The sequence below is a fragment of the Polyangium sp. y55x31 genome (genome assembly GCF_029946505.1).
GTDB lineage: Bacteria > Myxococcota_A > Polyangia > Polyangiales > Polyangiaceae > Polyangium.
In genome coordinates this window covers 29,019-42,676 of the sequence record NZ_JARZHG010000035.1, presented here as the reverse complement: position 1 = coordinate 42,676, position 13,658 = coordinate 29,019, and the positions used below count along the sequence as shown (strand labels likewise).

The following is a 13,658-nucleotide window of genomic DNA, read 5'->3' as shown; positions in this document are numbered from 1 at the left end:
AGCGCCGTCTCGGGCGCTCGGGCGCGCTTCACCGCTTCGCGTCGAGTTCCGGGTAATGCCGGAAAATATCCTCTTCGGAGAAGGGCAGCCGCCGCGGGGACGCGAGATAGGCCGCGATCCGGGGGCGCGCGGCCACGGCGTCCGCGAGCGCCAAAAGCTTCGGCGTGCTTCGTTCGGCGCGCGCCATGGCGTTCGGGAAGGCGTATCGCAGGCCCTCGATCACCTGGAACACCGAGAGGTCGACGTACGACAGGGCGGATCCGATGAAATGTGCGCCCCCGTTCCGGGCGAGCGCCTGCTCGAAATACCCGAGGAACCTGGGCAGTCGCTCCTTCCGGAAGAGCGTCGCGCGCTTCTTCGCCGCGGTCTTTTGGTCCTCGTAATAAAGGCTGCCCGCGATCGGGTGGTGCGTGTCGTGGATCTCGGCGACGAAATCGGTGACCGAGAGCTCGAGCTGATGCGCGGAGAGCCGGCTCTCCTCGTCGTCGGGGACGAGCCCGAGCCGCGGGCCGAGGTAGAGCAGGATGTTCGCCGTGTGCCCGAGCAGAAAATCCCCCACCTTGAGGAACGGCGGCGCGAACGGCACGAGCCCGCGGCCCCCGCCTTCGAGGAGCTTCATCATCACGCGGACGCCGCCGCCCTTCTTCGCGGGCAAGCGGGCCACGTCGACGTACGGGACGCCCGCCTCCTCGAACGCGAGCCGGACGAACTCCCCGCGCCCCTGGATCGACGGCCAGTAATACAGCTCGTAACGCGCCTTCATCCGGCGCAAGGTATCACGGCGTCAGGGCCCGTTCGAATGCTGCCGCAAATGGGCATCCACCGCCCGCGCCGCATCGCGCCCCTCGCGGATCGCCCACACGACCAGCGATTGACCACGACGCATGTCCCCGGCCGCAAAGACCTTCGGATTCGAGGTGCGGTACCTGTTCATGTCGGCCTTCACGTTTCCGCGCGGGTCGAGCGCCACCCCGAGCTCCTCCAGCATCCCTTTGCGCACCGGGTGCAGGTATCCGAGCGCGAGCAGCACCAGATCCGCCGGGACGTCGAATGCGGAGCCCGGAATCTCCTCGGCCCGCAGGACGCCGGTCGCATCCTTTCTCCAGTCGAGCCGCACGGCGTGCAGCACCTCGACCTTCCCGTTCTTGCCGGAAAAACCTTTCGTCGCGATGGCGAAGTCGCGGGTGCAGCCCTCCGCGTGCGAGCTCGACGTGCGCAGCTTCATCGGCCAGTACGGCCACGTGAGGGGTTTGTCCTCCTTGGCCGGGGGCTCCGGCATGAGCTCGAAGTTCGTGACGGATCGCGCGCCTTGCCGCACCGACGTGCCGATGCAATCCGACCCGGTGTCGCCGCCGCCCAGCACGACCACGTGCTTGTCCGTCGCGAGGATCTGCCCCGGCACGTCGTCCCCGGCGATCCGCTTGTTCTGCTGCGTCAGGTAATCCATCGCGTAATGGATCCCGTCGAGGTCGCGCCCCGGCACCTCGAGCGGCCGCGGCGCCTCCGAGCCGCCCGCGAGCACGACCGCGTCGAACCCAGAGAGGAGCTCCTTCGCCGGCATTGTCACGCCCACGTGCACGCCCGTCCGGAACACCACGCCCTCGGCCCGCATCTGATCGAGCCTGCGATCGACGTGCCGCTTCTCCAGCTTGAAATCGGGGATTCCATAACGGAGCAGCCCCCCGATTCGATCGTTCTTCTCGAACACCGTGACCTCGTGCCCGGCCCGCGCGAGCTCCTGCGCGCACGCGAGCCCCGCCGGCCCCGAGCCCACCACCGCGACGCGTTTGCCCGTCTTGTGGCTCGGGGGCTGCGGCACGATCCAGCCCTCGTCCCAGCCCCGGTCGACGATCGATTGCTCGATCGTCTTGATGGTCACCGGCTGATCGTTGATGTTCAACGTACAGGCCGCCTCACACGGCGCGGGACAGACACGACCGGTGAATTCGGGGAAGTTGTTCGTCGAATGGAGCACCTCGAGCGCGTGGCGCCAGTTTCCGCGGTAGACGAGGTCGTTCCAGTCCGGGATGAGGTTGTTCACGGGGCAGCCGTTGTGGCAAAACGGAATCCCGCAATCCATGCACCGCGCGCCCTGCTGGCTCACCTCGACGGGCGCCATCGGCAGGACGAGCTCCTCGTACCGCTGGATACGCAGCGGCACCGGCACGACCTCGGGCTCCTTGCGCTGGATCTCGAGGAAGCCTTTCACCTTACCCATGGGCCACGACCTCCGTCACCACCGCGGCAGCGGCCTTCGCGGCCTCCTCGGCCGCGCGGTCGGCGAGCGCGCGGCGGTATTCGTGCGGCATCACTTTCACGAAATGCGCCCGGTACGCGTGAAAATCGTCCAGGATCGCCCGCGCCCGCGCGCTGCCCGTGTAGAAGAAATGCTTTTCCAGCAGGCTCTGGACGATCTCCGCGTCCGCGCGCCCGAGGTGCCGGACCGCCCCCTCAGGCATGTGCTCCGCGTCTTGCACGGGCTCGAGGTTCACCATCGAGAGGTTACACCTCAATCGGAAATCCCCGGTCATGTCGAGCACGTAGGCCACGCCGCCGCTCATGCCGGCCGCGAAGTTGCGCCCGGTCTTTCCGAGCACGACCACGGTGCCTCCGGTCATGTATTCACACCCGTGATCGCCGATCCCCTCGACGACCGCCGTCGCGCCGGAGTTCCGCACCGCAAACCTCTCGCCCGCGACGCCGCGGAAATACACCTCGCCGCAGATCGCGCCGTACAGCACGGTGTTTCCGACGATGATGTTCTCCTCCGGAACGATCGGGCAATCGCGCGGCGGATACGCGATGATCCGGCCGCCGGACAAACCTTTTCCGACGTAATCGTTCGCCTGCCCTTCGAGCTCCAGCGTGATCCCCTTCGCGAGGAACGCGCCGAAGCTGCCGCCGGCCGTCCCGCGGGCGCGGATCCGTATCGTGTCGTCCGCGAGCCCCGCGTGCCCGTACCGCCGCGCGACCTCGCCGGAGAGCATTGCCCCGGTCGCGCGGTGGATGTTGCGGATCGGCACGTCGAACGCGACCGGCACCTGGTTGACGAGCGCCGGAAGCGCCTCGTCGATGAGCCGATGATCCAGCACGTGCTCCAGGCTGTGATCCTGCCGCTCCGTCCAGCGGATCGAGACATCGGACGTGGCCTCGGGCCGGTAAAACACCCGCGAAAAATCGAGCCCCTTCGCCTTCCAGTGCGCGATCCCGCGCCGCATATCGAGTTTGTCGGAGCGCCCGACCATTTCCGCGAAGGTGCGGAAGCCCATCCGGGCCATGTACGCGCGCACCTCCTCGGCCACGAAGAAGAAGTAATTGACCACGTGCTCGGGCTGCCCCGCGAACCGCTTCACGAGCTCCGGATCCTGCGTGGCGATGCCGACGGGGCACGTGTTGAGGTGGCATTTGCGCATCATGATGCAGCCCTCCACCACGAGCGGCGCCGTGGCGAAGCCCATCTCGTCCGCGCCGAGCAGGGCCGCGATCACGACGTCCCTGCCCGTCTTCATCTGCCCGTCGGCCTGCACCGCGATGCGACCGCGCAGCCGGTTCAGGACGAGCGTCTGCTGCGTCTCGGCGAGGCCGAGCTCCCACGGCCCGCCCGCGTGCTTGATCGACGAGAGCGGCGAGGCGCCCGTGCCGCCGTCGTGCCCCGAGATCGTCACGTGATCCGCGTGCGCCTTGGCCACGCCCGCGGCCACCGTGCCCACGCCGATCTCGGACACGAGCTTCACGCTGATGCGCGCCTTCGGATTCACGTTCTTGAGGTCGTGAATGAGCTGGGCGAGGTCCTCGATCGAGTAGATGTCGTGATGCGGCGGCGGCGAGATCAGGCCCACGCCGGGCACGGAGTGCCGGATCTGCGCGATGTACTTCGACACCTTGTGCCCCGGGAGCTGCCCGCCTTCGCCGGGTTTGGCGCCCTGGGCCATCTTGATCTGGATGTCGTCGGCGTTGACGAGGTACTCCGTCGTCACGCCGAAGCGACCCGCGGCCACCTGCTTGATCGCCGAGCGCATCGAGTCGCCGTTCGGCAAGGGCACGTACCGCGCCGGATCCTCGCCGCCCTCGCCGGTGTTCGACTTGCCGCCGATCCGGTTCATCGCGATCGCCAGCGTCGTGTGCGCGGCCTGCGAGATCGAGCCGAGCGACATCGCGCCCGTGGAGAAACGCTTCACGATCTCGGATGCCGGCTCCACCTCGGAGAGCGGGATCGGGTGCTCCGATTCTTTGATCTCGAACAATCCGCGGAGCGTCATCAGCCGCTCGCTCTGATCGTTGACGAGCCGCGCGTATTCCTCGTACGTCGCGGGGTTGTTCTGTCGCGTCGCGTGCTGGAGCTTCGCGATCGCGTCGGGCGTCCACATGTGGGCCTCGCCGCGCGTGCGGTAGGCGTAGTCGCCGCCGGCGTCGAGCGTGTTCCGGTAGATCAGCGCGTCGCTGTAGGCGCGCCGATGCAAGCGCACGGTCTCCTCGGCGATCTCCTGCAAGCCCACGCCCTCGATGACCGTCGCCGTGCCCGTGAAATATCGGTCCACGAAGGCCGAGGAGAGCCCGACCGCCTCGAAGATCTGCGCGCCGCAATAGGACTGGTAGGTCGAGATGCCCATCTTGGACATGACCTTGAGCAGGCCCTTCGCGATCGCCTTGATGTACCGCGCGCACGCCTCCTGATGCGTCATCCCGCGCGGCAAGAGATCCCCGAGCGTGGCGAGCGTGGCGAACGCGAGGTTCGGGTGGATCGCCTCGGCGCCGTAGCCCGCGAGCAGCGCGAAATGGTGCACCTCGCGCGCCGATCCCGTCTCGACCACGAGCCCCGTCCGCGTCCGCAGGCCCGCGCGCACGAGGTGCTGGTGCACGTCGCTCACCGCGAGCAGCGCCGGGATCGCGATGTGGCCCTCGTCGACGTCCCGATCCGACAGGATCAGGATGTTCACCCCGCCGCCGCGCACCACGTCCTCGGCGTCCGCGCAGAGCTTGGCGAGGGCCGCCTCCATCCCGTCCGCGCCCCACGCAGCCGGGTAACAGATCGACAAGACCACCGACCGAAAATGCCCTTTCGTGAGCTCCTCGGCGCGGTGCAGCTTCTCCATGTCCTCGAACGTGAGAATGGGCAGGTGCACTTCGAGCCGCATGTTCGGCCCGCTCTCGTCGAGGGCGAGTATGTTCGGCCGCGGCCCGATGAACGAGACGAGCGACATCACGGTCTCCTCGCGGATCGGATCGATCGGCGGGTTCGTCACCTGCGCGAAGAGCTGCCGGAAGTAGCCGTAGAGCGGCTTCGCCCGATCGGAGAGCACGGCGAGCGGCGTGTCGTCGCCCATCGAACCGATCGCCTCCTCGCCCGACGTCGCCATCGGCGCCATCACGAGGCGGAGATCCTCCTGCGTGTAGCCGAACGCCTGCTGCCGATCGAGCAGCTTGTCGCTGTCGGGCACCGGCACGTAGTCCGGCATCGGGATGTTCTCGAGCCGGAGCTGCGTGCGATCGAGCCACTTCTGGTAGGGCCTGTGCTTCGCGAGCTTCGTCTTGAGCTCTTGATCGTCGATGATGCGCCCCTCGGCGAGATCGATGAGCAGCATCTTTCCCGGCTGCAGGCGCCATTTCTTGACGATCTTGCGCTCCGGAATGTCGAGCACGCCCGCCTCGGAGGCGAGGATCACGTAGTCGTCGTCCGTGAGCAGATACCGCGCGGGCCGGAGGCCGTTCCGATCGAGCGTCGCGCCGATCTGCCGACCGTCCGTGAACGCGATCGCCGCGGGCCCGTCCCAGGGCTCCATGAGCGCCGCGTGGTACTCGTAGAACGCGCGCCTTCGCTCGTCCATCAGCGGGTTCGTGGCCCACGCCTCCGGGATCATCAGCATCATCGCGTGCGCCAGCGAATAGCCGCCGAAGTAGAGCAGCTCGAGCGCGTTGTCGAACGAGGCCGAGTCCGACTGCCCGTCGTAGATGAGCGGCCAGATCTTCTGCAGGCCGTCGCCGAGCAGCTTCGAGGCGATGTTCTGCTGGCGGGCGCGGATCCAGTTCACGTTGCCGCGCAGCGTGTTGATCTCGCCGTTGTGCGCGATGAGCCGGAACGGATGCGCGAGATCCCACGAGGGGAACGTGTTCGTCGAGAAGCGCTGGTGCACCATGGCGAGCGCGGACTCGACCGCCTTGTCCTTCAGGTCCACGTAGAACTCGCCGACCTGATGCGCGAGGAGCATGCCCTTGTACACGATCGTCCGCGCTGAAAACGAAGGCACGTAGAACTGCCCGGCGCGCGAGATCCGGAGCGCGCGGATGGCGTGGCCCGCGCGCTTGCGGATGATGTAGAGCTTGCGCTCGAAGGCCTCGACGTCCGGGGTGGAGAGGCCGCGCGCCACGAAGACTTGCCGGATGACGGGCTCGCTCGCTTTGACGCCCTCGCCGAGGCCGGTGTTGTCCACGGGCACGTCGCGCCAGCCGAGGACCTCCTGACCTTCGGCGACGATGGCGCGCACGACCTCGTGCTCGCAGGCCGCGCGCGCAGCCGGGTCTTGCGGCAGGAACATCATGCCCACGCCGTACTCGCCGGGCTCGGGCAGCGTGATGCCGGAGAGCGCGCACTCGCGCACGAAGAACGCGTGCGGGATCTGCAGCAGGATGCCCGCGCCGTCGCCTTGCAGAGGGTCTGCGCCGGTGGCGCCGCGGTGGGTCAGGTTCTTCAGGATCTCGAGGCCTTGCGCGACGATCGCGTGGCTCTTCTTGTCCTTGATGTGAGCGATGAACCCGAGCCCGCACGCGTCGTGCTCGTTGCGCGGGTCGTAGAGGCCCTGGCGGGGCGGCGGCGCCTGATGCTTCACAGCCTACGATCGTACGGCGATCGGCGGTCGAAGCACAGTCCATCTTGCTGCGATGCAGCAATTTCTTCCTTGCCTGGTGCGTCGCGGTACGGGTTCGACCCGGTGCGGCAATCCGTCCGCACCCGACGGTTCATTCCTGGGAGCCCGAGGAATCCATCAATTTCCGAGCAGGATCCCGAGGCCGGCGGTCGCGCCGAGCCGGACGGTGAAGTTCTGGTCGTTGGTCATGACCATCGCGGCGGCGCCGGGCACGCTGGAGCGAGTGGCGGCCACGACGAGGGTGGGCGCGGCGCGGAGGTAGACGTAGCGGTGGATCCGCGCGACGAGGCCGAGCTCGGCGATGCCGCGGATGCTGCGATTGGACGATCGGAAAGCGGCATTGGGCGTCTCCCCCACGAATCCGGTGTCGCCGCCGCCGTAGGCGAGCGTGAGGCGCGGCCAGAGCGCGAACGATGCGCCGAGAGGGACGACGTATCCGACGCGCGGCGCGATCGCGAAGCCGAATCCGCTCCCCTCCGAGCGCTGCGTCCCCCGGTCGAACGTGACCACCTCCTGCGCCCCGCGCGCGTAGGAGGCGGCGACGGTGCCGCCGATCGAGAAATGGCTCCCGACGAAGACGTCGAGCGAAGGCGCGAACCACACGACGTCGGTCGTGCTTTCGTAGCCGCCCGGCTGCCCCGGGGTGCGGCTCGTGGTCGAGCGCGAATACCCGGCGATGCCGCCGTACCCGAGCCCGATGCTCCCCATGCCGCCGCCGAGAGGCAACACCAGCGGGTACCCGAGGGGGCTGCCGCCGGCGCTGAGCGACACGATGTCGTCGAGCGCGACCTGGCCGCGCGATCCGAAAGGTTTCGTGGACTCCTCGGCGCGCGTCGTGGAGGGGGCGAGCAGCGCGGCGAGCGCGGGGAGGAAAGACAGGACGAACAGGACGCGGTGTCCAGGCATGGCAGCTCCTTCGTGTTTCGGTGTTCGCTTCCGAGCGCGGGCCCTGTTGGGCTCGCGGGAAGAACACGGGCGGCGGAGCGTCCCTGCCGGTCGTGAAATTGCTCGTCAATTTGTCGGGATTTGCGGCCCTTCGTGCCTTTTGATCAAGGGACCGGTCGATAGAGCACGTCGGAGCGGAGGACGAATTTCGTGCCGTCGGTGACGGGGTTTCCCGCGTGGAGGAGCATGTGCTGGAAGAGCAGCGCGTCGCCGGTCTTCGGGACGATCGTGCGCTCCTGCTCGGGGAATTCCGTCTCTCCGCCGGAAAACCCCTCGTTCAGGTACACCATGAGCGTCAACAGGCTGCGCGTCCCGCCCTCCCCCGCGTACGATTGATCCTGGTGCAGGCCGAAATGCTGGCCGACCTCGTAGCGGTAAATCCGGAGCGGCAGAAAGATCCCCGAGAGGTGCACGGCCACGCGCCCGCGCCCGCCGAGCTCGGTGGTCATGCGCTCGGGCACGTGGGGTCTGACTCGACGAAAAAGCTCGTCCGCGAGCGCGGGATCCCGCAGGACCGCCGTGGTGCTCGAACGAATGCGGGTATCGACGACGCGCCCCTCCTCGGCGTTCACGGTCGCCGGCAGCCACGCCCCGTCGCGCGCCCCCTCGAGGATCTCCGCGCAATCTTCGGGTGAAAACAGCGCGGGCACCGTCCAGAGCAGCGGTACGGTGAAATCGAAATGGCCGACGTAGAGCCCCATCCCATGGAGGCTACCACTTCGTGGAGCCGGCGGCAGATTTTTTGGCTCGGGCATTCGAGGTGTCCATGGGCCTCGCGGGAGGAGCGCTGGGGTACGCCGATCGACCCGGGTCCTGGTCACCCGCTCTCCCACGTCGATTACGCGCTCGAAATACCCGTCGAGGACACGACGTAGGGAGAAGGCACGACGGACGCAATGTGTCTCGGGACGTTCTACCACAGGAGCTGAAGTCTTCCTGAGCAACGTGGGGCTCCGCTCCGACTTCCTATACGCGACGAACCATGCGAGAGTTCGCGCCGAGGACAAAGGAGGGAATCATGAGCACCACGAAACGCGTCATTGCCGTCGTCGGCGCCACGGGCGCGCAGGGCGGAGGTCTGGTCCGCGCCATCGCCGCCCATCCGAGCGGCGCATTCCGCGCCCGTGCAATCACGCGCAAGGTCGATTCGCCCGCCGCCCAGGAGCTCCGCGCCCTCGGCGCCGAGGTCGTCGCCGCCGATCTCGACGACGAGATGAGCTTACGCCGCGCCTTTCAGGGCGCGTACGGCGCCTACTGCGTCACCTTCTTCTGGAACCATTTTTCCCCGGAAAAAGAGACCGAACAAGCCCGCGCGATGGCCCGGTCCGCGCGGGCCGCGGGCCTCGAGCACGTGATCTGGTCGACGATCGAGGATACGCGCAAGTGGGTGCCGCTCTCGGACCCACGCATGCCGACGCTGCACGGAAAATACAAGGTCCCGCACATGGACGCGAAAGGCGAGGCCGACGCGGCGTTCACCGACATCGGCGTCCCGACCACGTTTTTCCACACCTCGTTTTACTGGGAAAACTTCCTTCAGCTCGGCATGGGACCCCAGCGGGACGTCCAGGGCCGCCTCACGCTCACCCTGCCCATGGGCATGGCCAAGCTGCCGGGCATCGCGACGGAGGACATCGGGCGCTCGGCGTACGGCGTCTTCGAGCGCGGCCCCGCGATGATCGGCCAGCGCCTCGGCGTCGCGAGTGATCATCTCACCGGCAGCGAGCTCGCCGCCGCATTCTCGGCGATCGCCGGTGAGGACGTGCGGTACCACGCCATCGAGCCGGACGTGTACCGCAGCCTCGATTTCCCCGGCGCCGACGACCTCGGGAACATGTTCCAGTTCAAGCGCGATTTCGAGGCCGATTATTGCGGCCTCCGGGACATCGCGCGGACACGCGCGCTGAACCCGAACCTCCGCTCGTTCGCCGCGTGGCTCGCGGACAACCAGAGCCGCTTCGTCTTTTCGCCGCGGGCCTGAGCCGCGCGTCTACGTCCGTTTGTCCTGGGCGAGGCCGCCCGTGAGGAGCAGCTCGACGAGCTGCGTGAGAAACCCCTCGTCGATCGGCCGTCGCTCCATGCCGAGCCGGTGGTGGATGGTCGCCGCCATGCAACGGAAAATGAGGGTCGCGTCGATGCCGGGGGCGAGCTCGCCTCGCGCCTCGGCCGCTTCGATCACGGGGCGCGGCAGGGCCTCCATCGATTCGTGGATCGACTGGGCGATGGCCACGAGCTCGGCGTCGCGATCCTCGGCGAAGAGCAGGCGCCGGAGGCCCTGGAGCTCGGGCGAGCTCGCCTGCGCGGCCATGTGGCGCGCGATGACGAGCAAGTCCCCGCGCAGCGAGCCCGTGTTCGGCGTGATCGCGCGATCGACCGTGATGGATCGAAACGCGGCCCGCACGAGCTCCTGCTTCGTCGGCCAGCGCCGATACACCGTGGTCTTGTTCACCCCGGCGCGCGCGGCCACGTCCTCGATCCGCAGCGCCTCGTAACCGACCTCGGCCAGCACTTCCAGCGTGGCCGCGAGGACCCCTCGCACGACTGGCTCCCCTCGAACGAGCGCACGCCGCTCGGTAGGGCTCGGCTTCTCCTTCATGACCTGCCGTCCACGATGCGCCGATCGCATCATACAGGCTAGTTGAAGCCAACTTCGCGGCTTTGTCGACCCTTATCGCAACGAGGAGTTGCGGTAGAGACGTGAGCTGCTACATCATCGCAACTACCAGTTGCGGTTGAGCCGCGGGGAGGAATGGGGCGATGTTCGACGATGCACCGAGGACCGGGACATTTCTGCTGACGAGCTCGACCGCGTCGGGCCATTTGCTGCGTGTCCTCGACATCGCCGAGCAGCTCAGCTCGCGCGGCCACCGGGTGCTCTTCAATACGAAGGCGGACCGAGCGGCCGAGGTCGAGGCGGCCGGCGCCGAGCTCGTCCCGTACGAGCAGGTCGTCGATCTCCAGGACTTTTCGGCGCACGCGCAGCACCTCGGTTTGCCCACGTGGCTGCCGCGAATCCTCGGATTTCCTTTCATGCGAGGTTTTTTCCAGGCGAGGAACGTCCTGCTCGCGCAGGAGCTCGAGCCCGTGTTGCGCCGCGAGCGTGTCGATTGCGTCGTGTACGATTTCTTCGATTACGGCGCGGCCTTCGCCGCGGAGCGCGTGGGCATCCCCTTCGCGAGCGCCGGCAACATGGGCACGGTCCTCACGCGGAACGAGCTGCCGTTGGTGTTCGAATCGACGCCCACATGGCGCCGCCTCGGCAAGTTCCCCACCGTGCCGCATGCCTTCCTGAACACGCTCGTCTCCCTGCGCGCCGACCGCGAAAAACTCGGCCTTCCCCCGTATGCCCGCGGCACGGCCGACCTCATCGCCGCCATGGCCTCCCCGCACCTCCACATCATCATGTCGTACCGCGGCCTCGCCGGGGACATCCCGCTCCGCGATCACCAAGCCTTCGTCGGCACGACGACGTTCAACATCGCCGCGAAGCCGCGCGGAGAAGCGCTCCGTGTCGAGCCCGGGACCGTCGTCGTCAGCACCACGACCACGGGCCGCGACGAGGGCTTGTTCCGGCGCGTGCTCGAAGCCGTCGCGCCGCTCGGCGTCCCCGTCCTCGGCACGGCGGCGAGCGCGGGCGACGTCCCCGAGGGCCTCGGCGCGCATGTCCGCATCGAGAAGTACATCCCGCACGACGAGGTTTTTCCGGAGGCGCGGGCGCTCGTCACGCACGGCGGCTGGGGCACGGTGGGGCGCGCCTTGCTGCATGGTTTGCCCATGCTGGTCATTCCGCTCTTCGGCGATCAGATCCTCAATGCGGCGCTCGTCGAGCGCGCGGGGCTCGGTCGCCGTCTGCCGCTCGACAAGGCAACGCCCGAGACGATCCGCGCCGAGCTCGCGGCGCTGCTCGCGGACGAACCCTTGCGCGCCCGCGCCCGCCGGGCCTCCGCCGAGATCCAGAAGCTCAAGCAGGACAAAGTCGCGGCGCGCGCGCTCGAAGAGCTCGCATTCAAGGACACCCGTCGCGGCGTGACCGCCGCCCACCACGCTGCGTGATACCATGACCGCCCCAGCGACCACCACGACCCACATGCCGACCGGCGAGCGCATCGATTACGCGACCCTGCTCGCGCCCCGCACGAAGGCCCTCGTGCTCGCGGGCGTGATGATGGCGCTTTTCCTCGCGGCGCTCGATCAGACCATTGTCGCCACGGCCTTGCCGCGTATCGTCAGCGAGCTCCAGGGCATGGAATATTATGCCTGGACCTCGACGTCTTACCTGCTCGCCAGCACCACCATGGTGCCCATTTACGGCAAGCTCTCGGACAGCCTGGGGCGCAAGACGGTCCTTCTCACGGGCATCGGCATCTTTCTCGTGGGCTCGGTCCTTTGTGGCCTCTCGCCCTCCATGCTCGCGCTCGTCGTCTCCCGCGGCGTCCAGGGCCTCGGCGCCGCGGCGATCACCTCCACGGCGTTCGCGGTCCCGGCCGACATCTTCGCCCCCGCGGAGAGGCCGCGATATCAGGGCATCTTCGGCGCCGTCTTTGCCCTCGCGAGCATCATCGGCCCCGTCCTCGGCGGCGCGCTCACGGACGGCGTCGGCTGGCGCTGGGTCTTTTTCATCAACCTGCCGCTCGGCGCGGTGGCCGTCGCCTTCATCCTCGCCAAGATGCCGCGCCTCCATAGCGGCCTCGAAAGCAAGGTCGATTGGCTCGGCGCGCTTTTCCTGATCGTCGCGACCGTGCCGTTTCTTTTGGCGCTCCGCGGGGATCGACCGCTCGCGGGCTGGCTCGCGCCCGAGGTGCTCGGGATGCTCGGCCTCTCGCTCGTGGGCCTCGTCCTGTTCATCCTCGTCGAGCGGAAGAACCCCCACGCGATCATCCCGTTCGCGCTCTTCCGCAATCGCGTCTTCGTCCTCGTGACGCTCACCTCGATGTGCATCGGCGCTGCGTTCTTCGCGGCCCTCTTGTTCATCTCCGTGCTCGCGGTCAATTCGCTCGGCGCGACGGCGCGGGCCGCGGGCATGGCCATGCTGCCGCTCACGGCCGCCGTGGTCTCGACCTCCGTCCTCACCGCGCGCTTCGTGCACCGCACGGGCCGCTACAAGATCGTGATCGTCGGCGGCCTCGTGCTCACGTGCGTCGGGCTCTTTCTCCTGCGCACGCTCAGCGCGGACAGCACGCTCACGAGCATCGGCCTCTGCGTCTTCGTCTTCGGCTGCGGCATGGGCCCGGTGATGCCGATGCTCACGCTCTCGAGCCAGAATGCCGTGCCCGCCCAGCACATCGGCGCCGCCACCGCGGGTCGACAGTTTTTCCAGCAGCTCGGGCAGGTCGTGGGCAGCGCGATCTTCGGCATCGTCCTCGCGACCACGCTCGCGTACGGGCTCACGGAGCGGCTCGGGCCCGTGCGCGCCGAGGTCCCGGCCGCGGTGCGGCCGCAATTCGATGCCGTCTTCGACGCGAATCGCCTGCGCAAGGGCGGCGCCTTCGAGGAGGGCACGGGCGAGGTCCACCGGTCGGCCGCGGATCGCTTCGCGGACGAGGTGCATACCAGATACGACGCTCTCCGCCGCGAGCCTTCCGCCGACGAAGGCGCCCTCGCGCGCGAGGAAACGCGTGCCCTCGAGCTCGGCCACGCGGGGGATCGTGCCGTGCGCGTCTCGTTCGCGCGGGCCGTCACGCGTGTCTTCGACGGGGCGTTCCCGCTCGGGCTCATCGCGCTCGTCCTCGCGCTCTTCACCCGCGAGATCCCGCTCCGCAAGGGCAGCCCGAAGGCCCCGGCGGTCGCGAGCGACTGACGAACAAACGTTTCACCCAAAACATCGTTCATCTTCAGCGCCGAGGTGCGTTC

9 protein-coding genes are annotated in these 13,658 nt (G+C 68.1%); 3 read left to right on the top strand and 6 right to left on the bottom strand.

The window, feature by feature from the left end:
* Nucleotides 1-28: 28 nt before the first annotated feature.
* The 5 genes from QHF84_RS39120 to QHF84_RS39100 all read right to left on the bottom strand — a co-directional run bounded on the left by QHF84_RS39120 (nucleotide 29) and on the right by QHF84_RS39100 (nucleotide 8,509).
* Nucleotides 29-763 carry a glutathione S-transferase gene (locus tag QHF84_RS39120; protein ID WP_281318658.1) on the bottom strand — a complete coding sequence of 245 codons (735 nt, stop codon included), beginning with the start codon at nucleotides 761-763 and terminating at the stop codon, nucleotides 29-31.
* Between the two features lie 21 nt (nucleotides 764-784).
* A complete protein-coding gene (locus QHF84_RS39115) occupies nucleotides 785-2,218 on the bottom strand; it encodes a glutamate synthase subunit beta (protein WP_281318657.1) in 1,434 nt (477 codons plus the stop codon).
* Nucleotides 2,211-6,824: a glutamate synthase large subunit gene (gltB, locus tag QHF84_RS39110; RefSeq protein ID WP_281318656.1), complete on the bottom strand. Its 4,614-nt coding sequence runs from the start codon at nucleotides 6,822-6,824 to the stop codon at nucleotides 2,211-2,213. The genes QHF84_RS39115 and gltB overlap by 8 nt, the downstream gene beginning before the upstream one ends.
* A gap of 156 nt (nucleotides 6,825-6,980) precedes the next feature.
* Complete coding sequence (locus QHF84_RS39105; protein ID WP_281318655.1) at nucleotides 6,981-7,769, bottom strand: hypothetical protein; 789 nt, start codon at nucleotides 7,767-7,769, stop codon at nucleotides 6,981-6,983.
* A 143-nt stretch (nucleotides 7,770-7,912) separates the two neighbouring features.
* On the bottom strand, nucleotides 7,913-8,509 hold the full coding sequence (locus QHF84_RS39100; RefSeq protein ID WP_281318654.1) for a 2OG-Fe(II) oxygenase: 597 nt from the start codon (nucleotides 8,507-8,509) through the stop codon (nucleotides 7,913-7,915).
* Between the two features lie 317 nt (nucleotides 8,510-8,826).
* Here QHF84_RS39100 and QHF84_RS39095 point away from each other — a divergent pair, with 317 nt between their 5' ends.
* Nucleotides 8,827-9,789, top strand: coding sequence for an NmrA/HSCARG family protein (locus tag QHF84_RS39095; protein WP_281318653.1), 963 nt, complete (start codon nucleotides 8,827-8,829; stop codon nucleotides 9,787-9,789).
* A 9-nt stretch (nucleotides 9,790-9,798) separates the two neighbouring features.
* Here QHF84_RS39095 and QHF84_RS39090 read toward each other — a convergent pair whose 3' ends face one another.
* Nucleotides 9,799-10,347, bottom strand: a complete 549-nt coding sequence (locus tag QHF84_RS39090; protein ID WP_281318652.1) for a TetR/AcrR family transcriptional regulator — start codon at nucleotides 10,345-10,347, stop codon at nucleotides 9,799-9,801.
* 218 nt (nucleotides 10,348-10,565) lie between these two features.
* Here QHF84_RS39090 and QHF84_RS39085 point away from each other — a divergent pair, with 218 nt between their 5' ends.
* A complete protein-coding gene (locus QHF84_RS39085; protein WP_281318651.1) occupies nucleotides 10,566-11,861 on the top strand; it encodes a glycosyltransferase in 1,296 nt (431 codons plus the stop codon).
* A 4-nt stretch (nucleotides 11,862-11,865) separates the two neighbouring features.
* A complete protein-coding gene (locus QHF84_RS39080) occupies nucleotides 11,866-13,605 on the top strand; it encodes an MDR family MFS transporter (RefSeq protein WP_281318650.1) in 1,740 nt (579 codons plus the stop codon).
* Nucleotides 13,606-13,658 lie beyond the last annotated feature (53 nt).